The 18,610-nt window shown below is 67.8% G+C and carries 16 protein-coding genes; 9 read left to right on the plus strand and 7 right to left on the minus strand.

Annotated features, from left to right (window positions below; translation table 11 throughout):
* Positions 1-6 precede the first annotated feature (6 nt).
* The 3 genes from AC3WOE_RS07430 (at position 7) to AC3WOE_RS07440 (ending at position 3,102) form a co-directional block, all read left to right on the plus strand.
* Entirely contained in the window at positions 7-933 is a 927-nt protein-coding gene (locus AC3WOE_RS07430) for a LysR substrate-binding domain-containing protein (protein WP_492689403.1), read from the plus strand.
* A gap of 151 nt (positions 934-1,084) precedes the next feature.
* Positions 1,085-2,254, plus strand: coding sequence for a hypothetical protein (locus AC3WOE_RS07435; protein ID WP_492689404.1), 1,170 nt, complete (start codon positions 1,085-1,087; stop codon positions 2,252-2,254).
* A 116-nt stretch (positions 2,255-2,370) separates the two neighbouring features.
* Positions 2,371-3,102: a PEP-CTERM sorting domain-containing protein gene (locus AC3WOE_RS07440; RefSeq protein ID WP_492689405.1), complete on the plus strand. Its 732-nt coding sequence runs from the start codon at positions 2,371-2,373 to the stop codon at positions 3,100-3,102.
* Here AC3WOE_RS07440 and hemW read toward each other — a convergent pair.
* The 5 genes from hemW to AC3WOE_RS07465 form a co-directional block, all read right to left on the minus strand.
* Positions 3,074-4,258 (minus strand): radical SAM family heme chaperone HemW, encoded by a 1,185-nt coding sequence (gene hemW / locus AC3WOE_RS07445; RefSeq protein ID WP_492689406.1) that lies wholly within the window; start codon positions 4,256-4,258, stop codon positions 3,074-3,076. The two genes, AC3WOE_RS07440 and hemW, sit on opposite strands and share 29 nt — an antisense overlap.
* A gap of 3 nt (positions 4,259-4,261) precedes the next feature.
* Positions 4,262-4,867 carry an RdgB/HAM1 family non-canonical purine NTP pyrophosphatase gene (gene rdgB, locus AC3WOE_RS07450; protein ID WP_492689407.1) on the minus strand — a complete coding sequence of 202 codons (606 nt, stop codon included), beginning with the start codon at positions 4,865-4,867 and terminating at the stop codon, positions 4,262-4,264.
* Between the two features lie 82 nt (positions 4,868-4,949).
* The gene (gene rph / locus AC3WOE_RS07455) at positions 4,950-5,672 is read right to left on the minus strand and encodes a ribonuclease PH (protein ID WP_492689408.1); all 723 of its coding nucleotides are present in this window, start codon (positions 5,670-5,672) and stop codon (positions 4,950-4,952) included.
* A gap of 22 nt (positions 5,673-5,694) precedes the next feature.
* The gene (locus AC3WOE_RS07460) at positions 5,695-6,603 is read right to left on the minus strand and encodes a PP2C family protein-serine/threonine phosphatase (RefSeq protein WP_492689409.1); all 909 of its coding nucleotides are present in this window, start codon (positions 6,601-6,603) and stop codon (positions 5,695-5,697) included.
* Positions 6,600-7,568, minus strand: a complete 969-nt coding sequence (locus AC3WOE_RS07465; protein ID WP_056195338.1) for a serine/threonine protein kinase — start codon at positions 7,566-7,568, stop codon at positions 6,600-6,602. The genes AC3WOE_RS07460 and AC3WOE_RS07465 overlap by 4 nt, the downstream gene beginning before the upstream one ends.
* Positions 7,569-7,615: 47 nt before the next feature.
* Between AC3WOE_RS07465 and AC3WOE_RS07470 the strand changes: the two genes are divergently transcribed.
* Positions 7,616-8,515 carry a YicC/YloC family endoribonuclease gene (locus AC3WOE_RS07470; RefSeq protein ID WP_492689410.1) on the plus strand — a complete coding sequence of 300 codons (900 nt, stop codon included), beginning with the start codon at positions 7,616-7,618 and terminating at the stop codon, positions 8,513-8,515.
* Positions 8,516-8,523: 8 nt separating this feature from the next.
* Here the strand turns inward: AC3WOE_RS07470 and AC3WOE_RS07475 are convergent, their stop codons facing one another.
* Complete coding sequence (locus tag AC3WOE_RS07475) at positions 8,524-9,138, minus strand: Sua5/YciO/YrdC/YwlC family protein (protein ID WP_492689411.1); 615 nt, start codon at positions 9,136-9,138, stop codon at positions 8,524-8,526.
* A 272-nt stretch (positions 9,139-9,410) separates the two neighbouring features.
* On the opposite strand from AC3WOE_RS07475, the gene gmk reads away from it, so the two are divergent.
* The 5 genes from gmk to AC3WOE_RS07500 all read left to right on the plus strand — a co-directional run bounded on the left by gmk (position 9,411) and on the right by AC3WOE_RS07500 (position 18,059).
* The gene (gene gmk / locus AC3WOE_RS07480; RefSeq protein WP_492689412.1) at positions 9,411-10,031 is read left to right on the plus strand and encodes a guanylate kinase; all 621 of its coding nucleotides are present in this window, start codon (positions 9,411-9,413) and stop codon (positions 10,029-10,031) included.
* A gap of 23 nt (positions 10,032-10,054) precedes the next feature.
* Complete coding sequence (gene rpoZ / locus AC3WOE_RS07485; protein ID WP_268166323.1) at positions 10,055-10,258, plus strand: DNA-directed RNA polymerase subunit omega; 204 nt, start codon at positions 10,055-10,057, stop codon at positions 10,256-10,258.
* 78 nt (positions 10,259-10,336) lie between these two features.
* The gene (locus AC3WOE_RS07490; protein ID WP_492689413.1) at positions 10,337-12,595 is read left to right on the plus strand and encodes a RelA/SpoT family protein; all 2,259 of its coding nucleotides are present in this window, start codon (positions 10,337-10,339) and stop codon (positions 12,593-12,595) included.
* Positions 12,596-12,891: 296 nt separating this feature from the next.
* Positions 12,892-16,596, plus strand: coding sequence for a TonB-dependent receptor (locus AC3WOE_RS07495; protein WP_492689414.1), 3,705 nt, complete (start codon positions 12,892-12,894; stop codon positions 16,594-16,596).
* The gene (locus AC3WOE_RS07500) at positions 16,593-18,059 is read left to right on the plus strand and encodes a tetratricopeptide repeat protein (protein WP_492689415.1); all 1,467 of its coding nucleotides are present in this window, start codon (positions 16,593-16,595) and stop codon (positions 18,057-18,059) included. Before AC3WOE_RS07495 ends, AC3WOE_RS07500 begins: the two co-directional genes overlap by 4 nt.
* Here the strand turns inward: AC3WOE_RS07500 and greB are convergent.
* Positions 18,034-18,597: a transcription elongation factor GreB gene (gene greB, locus AC3WOE_RS07505; RefSeq protein WP_492689416.1), complete on the minus strand. Its 564-nt coding sequence runs from the start codon at positions 18,595-18,597 to the stop codon at positions 18,034-18,036. The genes AC3WOE_RS07500 and greB overlap by 26 nt on opposite strands.
* Positions 18,598-18,610: the final 13 nt, after the last annotated feature.

Raw genomic sequence — 18,610 nt, forward strand, 5'->3', positions numbered from 1 at the left:
TACCAAATGGCATCCCTCGACCGCTTTCCGCTGCACTACCTGGCCGCCTTCCGCGCTGCGGCCCAGACCGAGAACCTGCGCGCCGCGGCCGAAAGCCTGCACCTGACCCACAGCGCCGTCAGCCAGCAGATCCGCGGCCTGGAGACCCAGCTCGGCTTCGAGCTGTTCACCCGCCAGGGCCGGCGGCTGACGCTGAACCCGGCCGGCCAGGCCCTGCAGCGCGCCGTCAGCAAGGTGTTCGCCGAACTGCAGGCCGGCCTGCTGGCCGCCAACCAGGCCCACAGCAACCAGGCGCAGCTGCTGCGCGTGACCTCCCTGCCCTCCTTCGCCCAGCGCTGGCTGATGCCGCGCCTGCCGCGCTGGCAGGCCCTGCAGCCCTGCATCACGCTGGACCTGCACACCGGCCAGCAGGTCGTGGATCTGGAGCGCGAGGGCTATCAGCTCGGCCTGCGCGTCGGTCGCGGGCCCTGGCCGGGTCTCGTCAACGAGCGCCTCTTCCACTCGCCGCTGATCGCCGTCGCGGCGCCCGCGCTGGCGCACCGCCTCATCGGCCAACCACTGTCGGCCCTGGCCTCGCAGCCGCTGCTGGACGACGTGGACGTCTGGCGCGAGTGGTTCGCGCTCGCTGGCTTCCCGGTGGCGCCCGTCGTCGTCGCCAGCTTCAACGATGCCGGCGTGCTGCTGCAGGCGGCCGAGCAAGGCATGGGCGTGGCACTCGCGCGCGAGCTGATCGCCGGCGATGCGCTGCTGGACGGCCGCCTGGTGCGTGTGGCCGCGCAGGAACTGGACCTGGATGCCGGGCGCGACTATCACGTCGTCTACCCCGAGGCCCTGCGCGACGACCCAGCCGTGCGCGCCTTCTGCGATTGGCTGCACGCCGAGATCGCGGCGCTGCAGCAGCGGCTCACGGAGACGGCGGCCGTGGATCGCTGAGCCGTCCTGGCCAGGCTTGCCGCGCCCTGCCCACAGCGGCACCCGTCTTCGACGGTGGCAGCGGCATGTCCGCATTTGCCCTCGGGCCTGCGTCTGAAGGAGTGGCAGGGCGCCCTGTCGCCAGCCCACAGCCACCAGGAAGGACCGGCCCATGAGTTTTTCATCCTCCAACGTCTGCGCTGATACAACTCCGGGCCGCGAGGCCTGGGGCTGGCTGCGTCGAGGCCTGTGTGCCGCATTCGGCGGCTTCGTCATGGTGGCTCATGCCGCCGGAGTGCTACCCAGCGGCTTCTTCGCGCAGGTGCGTGAGCAAGCGTCGGCCACGATCGACGTGTCGGGCCACCGCTGTCCGCTGGACTGCTACACGGACGACGCGGGGTTCTACCAGGCACCGGCAACTTCAGGCCTGCAGCCGGCCCTGTCCGCGTCGGTCATCGACCCCGTGCTGCCCGCCAACCTGGCGTCCGTGAACAGCAGCATGGGCATGGGCTGGATGCAGGGCAGCCTCAGCGCATCGGTCTGGTCGACGCCGCCACCCGGCACCCTGCAGCACCATGCCACGGCCAGCGGCACGGCGGACGTCGACGACGCCTTTGCCGACATCCTGCGCATTCGCTCCGCAGGCCTGGCTGGTTGGCACGGACTGGCTCACGCCCGCCTGCTCATTCGCAGTGACGCCATCGGCGCGCTCGACAGCCAACCCATAGGCGCCGCGGCCCGCGAGCGGGCATGGGTCGACACCGAGGTCTCGCTGCAGAGTTTCCAGTGGCAACAACGATCGACTGAAGGCGGGCAGGTGCAATGGCTGCCTGGCCCGCGCTTCGATGCCCTGCACTACCAGGCCGACGAGCTGCAGACCATGAGCTACGACGTCAAGGACCCCGCGACGGGTGGCAATCTGGTCAGCTATGTCGGCCCCAAGCAGGCCGGCTGGCTCACCCTCGATGTCGTGCTGCCCTTCGTGTTCGGCGAGCCCCTGGGTGTGGAGGTCTATGGAACTGCCGAAGCTGACGTTCGCGTGGCGCCGCCCGCGCTCGACGTCTCGGACCCGGCCTATGTCTTCCCTCGCCACGCGGCGGGTCAGGCCTCGCTGGCCGTGCAATGGGGTGGGCTGCTGTCGGTAGAACTCGACCCGCAAGGCATGCCACTGCGGTCGACGATCTCCGCACTCGCACCGATCGCCTTCACCGTCGAGTCTGCCAGCGGCGCCAACTACCTGCATGCGCTTGCGCCGGTGCCCGAGCCGCCGGCCTGGTTGCTGCTGGTGATGGGCACATTGCTGCTGGCAAAGCGGCACCGGCAACCAGCAGGCATCGCATGAGTGCCCGCCCAGCAGCCTCGCTCGCGCATGCGGGCATGTCCGGTCTGCCTGCATCCCAGCGTCTGCATGAACAGGGACGGCCGCACGGTGCTTTGCCGCCCTGTCTGGAGAAAGCCATGAAGCCGATGCCTCACGCCCGAATCGCGCTGGCCCTGACTGCCGCGCTGCTGCTGCCGACCGCCCAGGCCCAGGTTCTCATCGACGACTTCTCCAGCGGCCCCGCGGGGCTGGCCATGCACGCGGCTCCCAACCCGATCGCGGACAGCGGCAACCTGACGCAGTTTGGCAACATGGCCAGCGGCAAGCGGGTGTGGAGTCTGCTGCTGAGCGGCGACCCAGCCCTGACCGGGCTGGTCAACGTCAGCCCGGCTGGCTTGGACTTGCGCACGGACCCAGGCGCGAGCCACCGCCTCGACCTGTACTACGGCGGCATCACCGACCACCTGATGCATCTGGACCTGAGCCAGGAATCGACGCTGCGCTTCTCGTTCGCCGATGCACCGCAGGGCATCTCCGTCATCGTCCAGCTCTACTACCGCAACGAGCTGGACAACTACAGCCAGCTCGGCATCAACCTGCCCCAGCATGACGGGCCGTTCACGGCGGACTTCAGCCTGGCCGACTTCGCCGCGCATCCCGCCAATGCGGCCCGGGGCAGTGACCTGAGCTGGGTCAGCCACATCCACATCGTCACCCAGAGTGGCGCCGTGACGCCCTTCGGCGGCGAGGGATATCGCCTGACGTCCATCAGTGCCGTGCCGGAACCGGCCAGCGCGGCCTTGTGGCTGGCCGGCGGCGCCGCGCTGGGCCTGCGCCGCCTCAGAGGAAGAGCTGCTGCAGGTCGCTGAGGAAATCGAAGCCGCGCTCGGTCGGCTGGATGCGGGCGGCGTCTTCGGCCAGCAGGCCCCGGCCACGCGCCGTCTCCAGGCCCTTGGCGATGGCAGACACCGGCAGGCCGGTGCGCTCGAGGAACTGGGTCACCGTGACGCCCTCCTTGAGCCGCAACGCATTCAGCATGAACTCGAACGGCAGGTCCTTGCGGGCCACCTCGTGCTCGTTGCTGACCTTGTCGGCCTGGGCCATGAAGGCGGCCGGCTCGCGCCAGCGCACCTGGCGCAGCACGCGGTTGGGGAAGCTGAGCTTGCTGTGCGCGCCGGCACCGATGCCGAGGTAGTCGCCGAACTGCCAGTAGTTCAGGTTGTGCGCGCAGCGATGGCCTTCGCGGGCATAGGCCGAGACCTCGTAGCGCGACAACCCGGTGGCGCCGGTCTTCTCGGTGATCAGGTCCAGCATGTCGCTGGCCAGGTCGGGATCGGGCAGGCCGACCGGCGTGCGCGTCGCGAACACCGTATTGGGCTCGATGGTCAGGTGGTAGATGGACAGATGCGGCGGCTTGAAGCTCAGGGCCGTGTCCAGCTCGCGCGCCAGGTCGTCCAGGCTCTGGCCCGGCAGCGCGTACATCAGGTCGAGATTGAAGGTCTCGAAGGCGCCGGCGGCTTCGGCCAATGCCTCGCGCGCCTGGGTCGAGCTGTGCACGCGGCCCAGCGTCTTCAGCTGGGCATCATCGAAGCTCTGCACGCCGACGGACAGTCGCGTCACGCCGGCCTGGCGGAAGCCCCTGAAGCGCTCGCGCTCGAAGGTGCCGGGGTTGGCCTCGAGCGTGATCTCGCAGCCCGGCTCCAGCGGCAGGCGGGCGCGGATGTCGGAGATCAGTTGCCCGATCTGCTCGGGATTGAAGAGGCTGGGCGTGCCGCCGCCGATGAAGATGCTGACGACGGGCCGGCCCCAGATCAGCGGCAGGGACGCTTCGAGGTCGGCGCGCAGCGCGGCGAGATAGGCCTCGGCCGTGTCGACGGCCAGCGCGCCATCCTTGACCTCATGCGAATTGAAGTCGCAGTAGGGGCATTTGCGCAGGCACCAGGGCAGATGGACATAGAGCGCGAGCGGCGGCAGCGCCGGCAGTTGCAGCGTGCCCGGACGCATCAGGTGGATGACGTCAGCCATGCTTCAGCCCAGGCGCCAGACCTCGCGGAACTGCTGGATCAGATGCGCCGCGGCCAGCGCGCGATGGCTGTGGCGGTTCTTCACCTCGGCACCCAGGCTGGCCACGGTCTGGCCCAGCGCGGGGATGTGCATCAGCGGGTCGTAGCCGAAGCCGCCCTCGCCGCTCGGCGCGGCCAGGATCTCGCCGCTCCAGCGGCCCATGGCGATCAGCGGTTCGGGGTCGGCGGCGCTGCGCACGGCCACCAGCGCGCAGACGAAGCGCGCGCGGCGGTCCTCGAGGCCGGCCATCTCGCGCAGCAGACGCTCGTTGTTGGCCGCATCGCTTTTCTCGCCACCGGCGTCCAGCGCATAGCGCGCCGATCGCACGCCGGGCGCGCCGCCCAGCGCGTCGACGCTCAGGCCCGAGTCATCCGCCAGCGCCGGCAGGCCGCTGAGCCGGGCCGCATGGCGGGCCTTGGTCAGCGCGTTTTCGGCAAAGGTGTCGAAGGGTTCCTCGGCCTCCGGAATGCCCAGGCTGCCCTGGTTCACGAGCTCGATGCCGAGCGGGGCGAACAGGGCCTGCAGCTCGACGAGCTTCTTGGCATTGTTGGAGGCGAGGACAAGCTTCATGTCTGCCCCTCGCCCGACGAGTACGTCGAGCGATCCCCCGAGGGGATAGCTACTTGCTTGGGGCGGCCCGGCGCTGCGTAGCTCATGCCGCCTTCTGCAGTTCGATCAGTTCGCGGATACCCTTGTCGGCAAGGTCCAGCAGCGCGTTCATCTCGTCGCGCGTGAAGACGACGCCTTCGGCCGTGCCCTGCAGCTCGACGAAGCCGCCCGAGGCCGTCATGACGACGTTCATGTCGGTGTCGCAGGCGACATCCTCGACGTATTCCAGGTCCAGCAGCGGCACGCCGTCGACGATGCCGACGGAGATGGCGGCCACGGCTTCCTTGATCGGCGAGCGTGACAGCTTGCTGTCGGCCAGCAGCTTGTTGACGGCGTCCTGGGCGGCGACGAAGGCGCCGGTGATGGCCGCCGTGCGCGTGCCGCCGTCGGCCTGCAGCACGTCGCAGTCCAGCGTGATGGTGCGCTCACCCAAGGCAGCCAGGTCGAAGACGGCGCGCAGGGACCGGCCGATGAGGCGCTGGATCTCCTGGGTGCGGCCGCTCTGCTTGCCGCGGGCAGCTTCGCGGTCGCCACGGGTGTGGGTGGCGCGCGGCAGCATGCCGTATTCGGCCGTGACCCAGCCTTCGCCCGAACCGCGCTTGTGCGGCGGCACGCGCTCCTCGACGGAGGCGGTGCACAGCACGCGGGTGCCGCCGAACTCGATCAGCACCGAGCCCTCGGCGTGCACGGTGAAACCACGGGTGATGCGCACCGGACGCAATTGATTGGCAGCGCGGCCTGCGCTGCGCGTGAAGGTCTTGGTCATAGAAAGGGAGGGTTGGGGGCCTTCAGCGGCGATTGACGCCGCGGCCCGACTGGCGAATCACTTCGTTGATCTCGCGTATGGAACGCTCGATCTCCTCTTCGTCCATGGCGGCGACGAGGTCGGCATCCAGGGCGCCCTGGATGGTGGAGGCAAAGCCGGAATTGCCCAGGTTCTGCGTGGTATCGCCGCTGGGCTCGCCCTCGCCTTCCCATTCGACGGACAGGACGGTGACGTTGTCGCTGCGCTCGCCACCGCGGCGCAGGGCCTGCTCGACGAGGTCGGGCACGGCTTCGGCGATGGCCTGGTCGGCCAGGTGCTGGACGATCTCGCCGTCTTCCACGCTGCCCCACAGGCCGTCCGAGCACAGCAGCAGGCGGTCGCCGGCTTCCAGCACCAGCGGCCCCTGGCAGTCCACCATGGGCTTGCCGGGGCTGCCCAGGCAGGTGAAGAGCACGTTGCGGTTGAAGGGTTCGCCGCCGCGCGACACGCGGCCGAGGGCTTCCTGCAACTCGGAATAGGAATGGTCGCGGGTGCGGGCGATCAGCTTGCCGGCCCGCACAAGGTAGAGGCGCGAGTCACCGCAGTGGGCCCACCAGGCCTGGTTGCCCTGCAGGATGCAGGCGACGACCGTGGTGCGCGGCGTGTCGTGCAGGCCCTTGCTGGCCGCATAGCGCAGCAGCTGCTGGTGGGCGATGACGATGGTTTCCTGCAGAAAGCGCTGTGGGTCCTCGATGACCGGGCGGGCATCCTGCTGGAACAGGGCCGCCAGGGTCTGCAGCGCGATCTGGGCCGCCACCTCGCCTTCGGGGTGGCCGCCCATGCCGTCGGCCAGCGCGAACAGGCCGGCCTCCCGCGTGAAGCAATAGCCCATGCGGTCTTCATTGGTCTCGCGGCCGCCACGGCGGCTGACCTGGAAGACGTTGAATCTCATGCCTTCGCGCCCGATTTCAGGTTCTCGAGTTGCAGCTTGAGGCGTTCAGAGAAGCTGAGCTTGGTGTAGCGCCTTTCGGTCTCGCGGGCGAGTTCCTTCTGCAGCGCGAAAACGCTCTGCGGGCGCGACAGCGCGTCCAGCGACATGCACCACTCGGTCACTTCGAGCAGGTTGTCGGAATAGACATTGCGCAGGCGGCTCAGGCTCAGGGACAGACGGTCCTTCTCCAGGCGCTGCGGCGCATCGTTGGGCGGATAGCCCTGCATGCAGGCGTAGATGCAGGCGCCGATGGCGTAGATGTCGGTCCAGGGGCCGAGCGAACCATCGCGGCGGTACATCTCCGGCGCGGCAAAGCCCGGCGTGTACATCGGGCGGATGAAGTTGCCTTCCTTGCTCAGCACTTCGCGCGCGGCGCCGAAATCCAGCAGCACGGCCTTGTTGTCGTTGGTGATGAAGATATTGGCCGGCTTGATGTCCAGGTGCAGCATCTTGTGCTGGTGGACGATGCGCAGGCCGCGCAGGATCTCGTCGAAGAGGCTGCGGATGGTCGACTCGCGGAAGACCTTGTCGCGCTTCATGTCGCGCGCGGTCACGATGAAATCCTGCAGGGTGTCACCCTGCAGATAGTTCATGACCATGTAGACGGTTTCGTTCTCGCGCAGGAAATTCAGCACCGAAACGACGCTGGGGTGCGAGATCTGGGCAAGCGAGCGCCCTTCTTCGAAGAAGCTCTTCAGCCCCAACCGGTAAAGCGGCTGCTTTTCCGGCTTGACGCGGGGTGTCAGTTCGCCCGGCGAACGTTCGGCCAGCGACGAGGGCAGATATTCCTTCAATGCGACCAGGTGATGGTCGGGATCCTCGGCGAGATAAACCACGCCGAAACCGCCCGCCGCCAATCGCTTGATGATCTGATAGCCCCCAACCACCGTGCCTGCGGGCAATGGCGCCGGCTTCGGCTTGGACATAATCGCGTTTTGTCTGTTTTGCGAGATGCGAAATGCCAGTCTACAGCATGACCGGGTACGCCAATTCCCTGGCGCAACCCCCTAAAGCCGAGGACGGCAACTACTCCACGCAAGCCAGCGTCAGCGTCGAATTGCGATCGGTGAACGGCCGTTTTCTGGACCTGTCCATGCGCATGCCCGAAGAGCTGCGCGGCCTGGAGCCTCAATTGCGCGAGCTGATCGCCGCCCGTTTCAAGCGCGGCAAGATCGAACTGCGCATCAACACTCAGCGCGAAGCCGACGGCGCCTGGCCCCAGCCCCAGCCCGAGCAGCTCAACCGCCTGGCCAGCCTGGAAGCCAAGGTGCGTACCTGGCTGCCCGAGGCCACGCCGCTGAGCGTCCACGAGGCGCTCAACTGGTGCAAGAGCGGCGCGGCCGCCCCGGCCCAGCTGGACGCCGCCACGCTGGAAGCCGCCCAGGCCTGCATCCACGGCCTGGCCGAGGCGCGCGAGCGCGAAGGCGAGAAACTGGTCGCCATCCTGAACGAACGCATTGCGCGGCTGCGCGTGCTGGCCGACGAGGCCGAGCCCCTGCTGCCCGCCGTCGTGGCCCGCCAGCAGCAGCGTTTCCTGGAGCGCTGGCAGGAGGCGCTGGCGACCACCGGCGCCGCCAGCAGCGTGCCGCAGGAGGCCCTGCAGGAGCGTGCACTGAATGAGGCGGCGGCCTTTGCCATCCGCATCGACGTGGCCGAGGAGCTGGGGCGGCTGCGCGCCCATCTCGATGAACTGACCCGGCTGCTGAAAAAAGGCGGCGAGCTCGGCAAGCGCCTGGATTTCCTGATTCAGGAATTACATCGGGAAGCCAATACCCTGGGTTCCAAGTCCGCCGCGCTCGAATTGACCAATATCTCGGTCGAGATGAAGGTGGCCATCGAGCAGATGCGCGAGCAGGTGCAGAACATCGAATAAGTCGTCACTCAGGCGGCCATCCGCGCCTCGGACGGGGCAGTTTCGACAGTCCAGCGCGCCAGGCTGGGCCGGGACGGCTTGAACAGCTCCACGCAGGCCAGGGCCCGCGGTTCAGCGATCAGCCCGGCATCCAGCACGACGTCCAAGCCATCCAGCGGCAGCAGCTCGACTGCGTCGGCGTCCGACCCCGGCGGCAAGGCCAGCAAGGGCTGATCCAGCAGGTCCAGCAAATCCCGGCAGACCGGATGCGCGCCGAAATACAGCAGGCCGGCCCCGCCGGCAGACGCGGCGAGTCGACGCGGCACGCGATGGGTGCAGCGCAGCAGAAAGGCTGCCGCGCCCGCCTCGGCATCCCGGATCGCCCGAAAGGCCTGGTCGTCGATCTGCAGATAGGTTGCCGCCTGAGCCAGGTCGCGGCACAGCAGCATGACGGGCTGCTTCTCGTCCGCCTGGCGCATCAGCCTGATCGCGGCCGCCTTGTCGTCGAGGCGGCAGGCCATCAGATACCCAGCTGCCGTCGGCAGCGCAGCCACTGCACCGCCCCGCAAAACCTCGACCGCTGCCTGCAGCAGCCGGGCTTGCGGATTGTCGGGATGAACCTCGTAGCGCTGATAGCGTGGCATCGCATGGACCTCGTCATGCCTTAACGACGGACTCAAGATAAGGATGACCGGCCTCCGGGCACGTCGGACAAGCCGCCACGCTACTGCCGGATCGGGGCCTGAATTCCACGCAGGAATGCCAAAAATGCCGGGCTATCCCACCGTGACCGAGGGGGCTGCCTGGGGCCGCAAGCTAAAGTCCGTACTTGATCAATCGTCGGGCAGCAGGAAAAACTGCCGGAGCGACAGGCACTTAGCGCGCCGACCGCCCACCCCCAGCGTCGAACATATCCATGGAATACCCCGGCAATCTCTTCGTCGTCGCGGCCCCCAGCGGCGCCGGCAAGTCCAGCCTCGTCAAGGCGCTGCTGGAACTCGACTCCCGCCTTGCCGTTTCCGTCTCCCACACCTCGCGGGCGCCGCGCGGCCAGGAGCAGCATGGCCGCGAATACTGGTTCATCACGCCGGAAGAGTTCCGCGCCAAGGTGGACCATGGCGACTTCTTCGAATGGGCCGAGGTGCATGGCAACCTCTACGGCACCTCGCGCGCCGGCATCGAGGCTCGCCTGCAGCATGGCGAGGACGTCGTGCTGGAGATCGACTACCAGGGTGCCCTGCAGATCAAGCAGCTCTTCCCCTATGCGGTGCTGATCTTCATCCTGCCGCCCAGCTGGGACGAATTGCGGCTGCGGCTGAACCGCCGCGGCGACACCGAGCCCGAGGTCATCGCCACGCGCATGAACAACGCCCGCATCGAGGTCGCCCAGGCCCAGCACTTCGATTTCGTCGTCGTGAATGCGGTCTTCGACACGGCAGTTTTCGACCTCAAGACCATCGTCCACGCACAACGGCTAAAATACGCAGCTCAGCGCCGAAACCGCTCGGCCGTCTTTCAGGCGCTCGATCTGCCCTGATCGCGCAAATCACAAGGAACACCATGGCCCGCATCACCGTCGAAGACTGCCTGACCAAGATCCCGAACCGCTTCCAGCTCGTGCTGGCCGCCACCTACCGCGCCCGCATGCTGAGCCAGGGCCACAGCCCCCGCATCGAGAGCAAGAACAAGCCCGGCGTGACCGCCCTGCGCGAAATCGCCGCCGGCGAAGTCGGCGTCGAGATGCTGCGCAAGGTTCCGGTCTAAATCAGACCCCGCCGAAGCTGAAACGGGCGTCCTTGGACGCCCGTTGCCTTTGGGGCATCGGATAAATTCGGGGCCCATATGGCCCAACGTTCCCTCACCGCCTGGTTCACGCTGCCTGGTCTGCGCGAGAAAGCGCCGCCGACACAGGCCGAGGCGGCTTCCTTCGACGCTCTCGCGCCCAAGCTCGGCTACTTGAGCAAGGCCGAGGTCAAGCGGGTGCGCGAGGCCTACAAGTTCGCCGACGAGGCCCATCTGGGCCAGAAGCGGGCCACCGGCGAGCCCTACATCACCCACCCCATCGCCGTCGCCGGCATCTGCGCCGAGTGGCGCCTGGACGCGCAAGCCCTGATGGCGGCGCTGATGCATGACGTCGTCGAGGACTGCGGCGTCTCCAAGACCGAGCTGATCGAGAAGTTCGACGCGACGACCGCCGACCTGGTCGACGGCCTGACCAAGCTGGACAAGCTGCAGTTCTCCACCAAGGAGGAGTCGCAGGCCGAGTCCTTCCGCAAGATGCTGCTGGCGATGGCGCGCGACCTGCGCGTCATCCTGATCAAGCTGGCCGACCGCCTGCACAACATGCGCACCATGGGCGCCATGGCGCCGCACAAGGCCCGCCGCATCGCGCGCGAGACCTTCGACATCTACGCGCCCATCGCCCACCGTCTGGGCCTGAACCAGACCTTCCGCGAACTGCAGGACCTGTCCTTCCAGTATTTCCACCCCTGGCGCTACGCGGCGCTGAGCAAGGCCGTGGGCAAGGCACGCGGCAACCGGCGCGACCTGGTGTCGCGCATCGAGGGCGAGATCCGCGCCGCCTTCGCCAAGGCCAGCCTGCGCGTCGAGGTGCAGGGGCGCGAGAAGACGGTCTATTCCATCTACAAGAAGATGCGCGAGAAGGGCGGCCTGTCCTTCGCCCAGGTCAGCGACATCTTCGGCTTTCGCATCCTGACCGAGGAGCCGCTGCAGTGCTACACGGCTCTGGGCGTGCTGCACCAGCTCTACAAGCCTCAGGCCGGGCGCTTCAAGGACTACATCTCCACGCCCAAGGACAACGGCTACCAGTCCCTGCACACGACGCTGATGGGGCCGCTGGCCACGCCGCTGGAGTTCCAGCTGCGCACCGAAGGCATGCACCAGATCGCCGAACAGGGCGTGGCGGCGCACTGGATCTACAAGAGCCGCGGCAAGCAGGCCTCGGCCCTGATCGCCCAGCAGGCCAATGCGCGCTGGCTGCAGAGCCTGATCGACATCCAGGACGAGACGCGCGACGCCAACGAGTTCCTCGAACACGTCAAGATCGACCTCTTCCCGGACGCGATCTACGTCTTCACGCCCAAGTCCAAGATCATGGCCCTGCCCAAGGGCGCGACGCCGGTGGACTTTGCCTACGCCATCCACTCCGACGTCGGCGACCACTGCGTGGCGGCCCAGGTCAACGGCGAGGCCGTGCCCTTGCGGGCCGAGCTGCGCAGCGGCGACATCGTCGAGATCATCACGGCCCCCGGCGCCAGTCCCAACCCGGCCTGGCTGGCCTTCGTGCGCACCGGCCGCGCGCGCTCCAAGATCCGCCACTACCTGAAGGACCTGGAGCAGGAAGAGTCGCGCGAACTGGGCGAGAAGATGCTGGCCCAGGCCATGCGCATCGAGGGCCTGGGCCTGCCCAGCCTGGAGCTGGACGACGCTGCAGCGCCGATCTGGCATGAGCTGGCCGCGTGGGCCGGCAGCTCGGGCACCGAGCAGTTGCTGGTGGACATCGGCGCCGGCCGCAAGATCGCCACCATCATCGCCAAGAAGCTCGCCCGCCTGATGGCCGAGCAGGGCCAGAAGCCCGACGCGCTGGCGCTGACGCTGGGGCGCTTCACCGAAGCGCCGGCCAGCCAGGGCAGCGTCACCATCGACGGCAGCGAGGGTGCCTCGGTGCAGCTCGCCAGTTGCTGCCGCCCCATCCCCGGTGACGAGGTGCGCGGCTATCTGGGTCGCGGCGAAGGCCTGGTCGTGCACACCTGCGAATGCGCGGTGGGGCGCCGCCTCTTCCAGCGCGACAGCGAGCACTGGATCCAGGTCGAATGGGCCGAAGAGCTGACGCGCAGCTTCGAGGCGGGCATCGCCCTGCTGATGGCCAATGGCAAGGGTGTGCTCGCTCAGGTGGCCCAGGCCGTGGCCCAGGCCGAGGCCGACATCACCCATATCTCCATGAGCGACGAGGCCCAGCTGCGCGAGACAGCCGAGATGACGCTGCTCATCGCCGTGCGCGATCGCCTGCACCTCGCTGACGTGCTGCGCGTCCTGAAGCGCACCGCGCCCGTCCAGCGCGTCTGGCGCGTCAAGCCTTAGAACGAGAGCGCCAGGCGGCGCCTCCGCGTCCTAGCACCACCGTCCGCTGACAGCGTTGACATCGGTTCGCGGCCAATCACGGCCGTGACTGTTTCTGTTCGCTTCCGCGGGTTAACCAGTGTTTCCGGGCCCGGTATTCCTTGCCGGGATAGCAATCCGGCCAAAACGAATTTCTCCCCGTTACAGCGCCTGCTTAAGGTCGCGTCGCGGCTTTGGAAAGACGAATAAGTCTGACTTTTAAGCATCCGAGCGACCCACAACAAGCCCGGCCCGACCGGAGCGCGGAGAGACGACCTGTGAACAAGTTCAGCAAGCCTGCGGTGGCGACCGCCGTTTCCATGGCCCTGGCCCTGTGGGCCCAGCAAGCCGCCTTGGCACAGCAAGCCAAGCCCGAGGAAGCCAAGCCGGCCGAGGCCAAGCCCAAGGCGCCGGTCACGGCGCTGGAATCCGTGCTCATCGTTGGCACCCGCCAGTCGCAGCAGTCGGCCATCGGCCGCAAGAAGCATGCGGCCACGGCCCAGGACTCCATCGTGGCCGAAGACGTCGGCGCCTTCCCCGACCGCAATATCGGCGAGGCGCTGTCGCGCGTGGCCGGCGTGGCCCTGGACCGCGGCGACTACGGCGAGGGTGTCAACGTCTCCATTCGCGGCAACGGCCCCGAGCTGACGCGCGTCGAGCTCGACGGCCAAACCGTGCGCTCCGGCGCCGGCACCGACCTGCTCGGCGGCGGCGATGGCCGCGGTGCCGAATTCCGCGAGCTGTCCTCCGACCTCATCAAGAGCGTGGACGTGGTGAAGGGCTCGACGGCCAAGATGGTGGAGGGGTCGCTGGGCGGCGGCATCATCATCGAGACCCGCACCGGCCTGGACTTCGACAAGCCCTACTACTCGCTGCGCGCCGCGGCAACGCAAGGCGACCTGAACAAGAAGACCACGCCCAACTACAACCTGGTGCTGGCCGACAAGTTCCTGGACAAGCGCCTGGGCGTGCTGCTGAACCTGAACGACTCGCGCTACAAGAGCGAGGTCCACCAGCTCACCAACGGCGGCAGCAACAACCAGCAGGGCCTGCTGCGCCAGCTGGACTTCGACAACTCGCCGCAGAAGACCTTCAGCTTCCAGCCCGGCACGCTGTCGACGACCGACCCCACGGTCAACGCCACCTTTCTCGCTTCGCCGCTGACGGCCGGCGGCAGCTTCAACGCCGCCACGCCGATGGAGCTGCTGACCAAGTCCGCCGCCGCCCAGAGCAAGGCCGACTGCTTCAGCGCCTTCCCCAACCTGACGACGGCACAGACCAATGCCATTAATGGCGTCACCGCGCGAACCGCTGCCATCAACCAGCGCAACAACGAGCAGCTGACCTGCCTGAACCAGTGGAATGACTACATCCCGGCGCTGATCCGCTCCTATGTGCGCAGCCAGGACGACAAGCGCACCGGCGGCGACATCCGCATCGACTTCAAGGTCAACGACAACCTGTCCCTTTACGGCAAGTACAGCAGCAACCGCCGCGACGTGGCCGACGTGGTCGGCAACTTCTCGGTGGGTGGCGCGCCCAACATCAACGGCGCCGGCCTCTTCGTCGACTCGGCCAACGGCGTGCGCTCGGTGGCCACGGGCCTGGCCTGGCCCTACTACGTCAACCCCAACACCTACAGCTACCGCGCAGGCAGCACGCTGGCCACCGGCGCCGTCTCCAACATCAAGCCCGGCTACACGGTGGACGATTCCCACCACGTCACGAGCTACACGACGACCGACGGCTTCTACAACACGGACATGATCTTCAGCCGTGTGAACACCAATTCGCACTATCTGCAGACCGGCGGCGAGTACAAGGACGGCCGCGTCAACGTGAAGGCCATGATCGGCAGCAACGACTCCGCCGCCTTCCGCTACGACCGCCGCGCCGCCTTCGGCTATCAGTACGGCGAGGGCTCGTTCAAGATCCAGCCCGACGGCTCCTGGACCTTCGCCCTGCCGCCGGGCAGCGCCAACGACCAGCTCAACTACGACAAATACGCCCAGCTGTCGCCTCAGCTGGCCTCGGCCGCCATCCCCGTCTCGGCCACCAACACTGTCGCCGTGCCGGCCTACACCTCGGCCCAGAAGGCGCTGCTGACGCCAACGACCAATCTGCAGGTCATCCGCCTCTACAAGAGCGACAACAGCGAAAAGACCGGCAAGCTCGATTTCACGCTGGACCTGCGCGAGCAGTCCAACTTCTTCCAGAACCTGCAGGCCGGCCTGAACTTCCGCGACACCCGCGGCAGCTACTGGGGCCTGGGCGGCGCGACGGTGGCCGACCCGCAAGGGACCTTCGGCACGGCGGGCTATGTGCCTGGCATCTACCTGCCCACGGTCAACACGCGCAGCTCCGTCGTCGGCTGCCAGAACACGGCCGGATCGCTGGGCGCCGGCGGCCAGCCCTGCGTCTACGGCTACAACCCCAGCACCAACCCGGCCACGCCCCAGAACGGCCAGACCGTGCTGACCCAGGCCCAGTACCTGGACATGGTCAAGCAGGTGCTGTCCGTCGCGCCTGCCGGCCAGTTCTATGCCGGCGCCAAGAACCGCGCGGCCGGCCTCATCGACGGCTGGCAGCAGCTCGACATCGACAAGCTCTTCCAGATTGCCGGCATCCCGCTGAACCTGGACTGCGTCGTCAGCTGCAAGGCCAGCGATGGCCAGGTCTATGACCAGCCGGTCACCCGCTTCCAGGAGCGCGCCTACGCAACCTACCTGATGACGGACTTCGAGACCGACCGCGTGCCCTTCACGAACTGGCAGCTGCCCTTCGGCATGGAGCTGGCCGGCAATGTCGGCGTGCGCATCGTGCAGACCGAAGTCGCCGGCACCGGCCAGCTGACCTTCCAGACCATCCGCAAGACAGCCGCCTTCGACCCCGCCAACCCCGGCGCCGCCGCGGGCCAGGTCTCGAGCTTCTACCGCCAGAACACCTCCATCAAGGGCAGCAACACCGACGTGATGCCGTCGCTGAACCTGGCCCTCTGGGTGGTGCCCGACAAGACCGTGCTGCGCTACAACATCGGCAAGACCATCGCCCGCCCGCCGGTCAGCAAGCTGTTGCCCTCGGGCACCTGCATTTACAGCGAGATCGTCGACCAGGGCTTCGACGATCCGGACGGCAGCGACCCCGATCAGCGCTGCACCGGCACCATGGGCAACCCCAACCTGAAGCCGCAGACCAACGTCAACCAGAACCTGTCGGTCGAGTGGTTCGCCAACCGCGACACCATGCTGAGCGCCGCCGTGTTCCGCCAGCGCGGCCTCGTCGGCGCGCCGACGCTGGTGGCCCCGCGCACCAACACCAAGGTCTTCCAGGGCAGCAGTGCCGTCGACCCCGTCACCGGCAAGCCCCTGGCCGACATGGAGTTCGCCTTCAACCAGTGGGACAACCAGCAGCCCTCGACGCGCCGCGGCATCGAGCTGGGCATGAAGACGGCCTTCACCTTCCTGCCCTGGGTGCTGCGCTACACCGGCTTCGACGCCAACTACACCCGCGTGCGCTCCACGCAGGGCGTGCCGACGCTGGACCTCATCAGCGGCGACGTGCTGCCCGTCATCAACGAGCCCAAGTACTCGTACAACGCCTCGCTCTGGTACGACGACGGCGGCTTCTCGGCCCGCATCGCCACGCAGGTGGTGGCGCCGCGCTACTACGCCTTCTCGCCCAACACGACGACCAACGTCGGCATCAACAACTACCCGTCGGTCGGCACGACCGGCTGGCGGCTGCCCTACAACCCCGGCGCGCCCATCTTCGGCAGCCGCACCCGCTTCGTCGACGCCAAGGTGTCGTATCGCTTCAAGAACGGCCTGGAACTCTTCGCCGACGTGCGCAACCTGACCGGCGAGCGCACCCAGAGCGACACCGGCGGCTACCAGGGCTACAGCGACGGCATTCCCAGCCTCTATCTCGACGCCTACAGCGGCCGCCGCTATATGGTGGGCATGACGCTGCGCAGCCCAAGATGAGAGCGCCGCTCATCCTGGCCGCCGGCCTGCTGGCCTGCGGCGCGGCGGCGGCACAGGACAACCAGTTGCCCGCCGTGCAGCTCAAGGGCCAGCGCACCGGCGGCATCGATCCGGCCCTCGTCACCGCAACCAAGAGCAAGCTGCTGTCGCGCCAGTACGCTTCGTCCTGCGCCTTCATGAGCGGCTACTCGGCTGCCGAGGACGAAGTCACGCTGGCCTATATGCGCGACTTCGGCCTGCAGGACAGCCCATCCAACGAAGCCGAGAGGCTCAACGATCGCAGCCCCGAGGGCAATGCCAAGAGCACCGACGTGGCCAGCGGCATGCCCGACGGCGCAGCAGGACTTGACACCTCGACACCGATGGCGCCCTCGGTGGCCTGCGCCGGCACCGACCGCCGCTTTGCCGCCGGTCGCAACTGGATCGCCCGCAAGGACAAGTCCCTGACCCAGGCCTTCGACGCCTACGAGGCCGGCGACTATGCCCAGGCCCGCGTGCGCTTCGAGGAAGGCTGGAACAAGCTCGGCTACGAGGAAGCGGCCCTGATGCTGGGCCGCCTGCACCTGCTGGGCCTGGGCACGCCGGCCAGCACACCCAAGGCCGTCGCGTGGCTGCAGAAGGTCGTCGACGCGCGCTACGACCCGGTCGCCGACCGCATGCGCTTCGATCCCAAGAAGCCCAACGACATCAGCACGCGCGTCGAGGCGACGCTGCTGCTGGCGCGCATCGAGCTGACGGGCCAGGGCACGAAGCGCGACCCGGCGGCGGCCTACCGCTGGTGGGGCAAGGCCCTGGACTTCGGTTTCGAACCGGCCGGCACGCTGATGGCCCAGGCCGAGCTGAACGGCATTGGCACAGCAGCAGATGGAAAGCGCGCCCTCGCCCATCTGCAGGCCGCCGCCGCGGCTGGCCATGCGCCGGCCCTCTATCTGCTGGGCCAGCTCTATCACCATCAGTTGCCGCGTCAGCCCGAAGGCATTCCGCTGGACCTGCAGCGCGCCGGCGCCTACTACGGCGCAGCGGCCAAGGCAGGCCATGTCGACGCCACCTACGCTGCGGCCCGGATGCTCGACCTCGGTGAAGGCGTGCCGGCGGCGCCCGAACGCGCCCTGGTGCTCTACAAGGACGCCGCGCTCAAGGGCCATGCCGATGCGCAGAACGCGCTGGCCACCTTCTTCTACCGCGGCGAAGGCGTGCCGCTGAACCTCGCGACGGCGCGCCAGTTCTTCCTGGCCGCGGCCCAGCGCCGCCAGCCCGAGGCCATGTTCAACCTCGCCGTCATGCTGGCCCAGGGCCAGGGCGGCGACAAGGACATGGCTGCGGCCTATGCCTGGTGCGCTCTGGCCAAGGGCCTCGGCCACGAGCAGGCGGCGACCGCCCTGCCCGCTCTCGCCGCGCGCCTCAGCCCCGAGGAACGTGCCCGCGCAGACGCGATGCTCAGACCCCCGGCGCGGGGTAGCTGACCTCGACGACCTCGATCTTCTCGACGCCCACCGGCGTCACGAGATTGAGCTCGTCGCCGACGCGCGCCTTCAGCAGCGTGCGTGCTATCGGCGAGATCCAGCTGACCTCGCCGGCCAGGCTGTCGGACTCGTCGATGCCCTTGATGGTGATGGTCTTCTCGTCACCCTTGCTGGTCGCGTAAGTCACCGTCGCGCCGAAGAAGATCTGTTCGCTGCCATGGTGGGCGCTGGGATCGACAACCTCGGCGATGTCCAACCGCTTGGTCAGGAAGCGCAGGCGGCGGTCGATCTCGCGCAGCCGCTTCTTGCCGTAGAGGTAGTCGCCGTTCTCCGAGCGGTCACCGTTCTTGGCGGCCCAGGACACGGTCTCCACCATCTTCGGCCGCTCGACGTCGATGAGCTCCATGAACTCGGCGCGCAGCCGCGCATAGCCGCCCGGCGTCATGTAGTTGCGCGTGCCGGCCGGCAGGCTGGGCAGCGAAGGACCGTCGTCGTCATCGTCGGACGAATCGGATTCCTTGGTGAAGGCCTTGTTCATGCGAGCATTGTCC

The organism is Roseateles sp. FW305-36, from assembly GCF_058787015.1.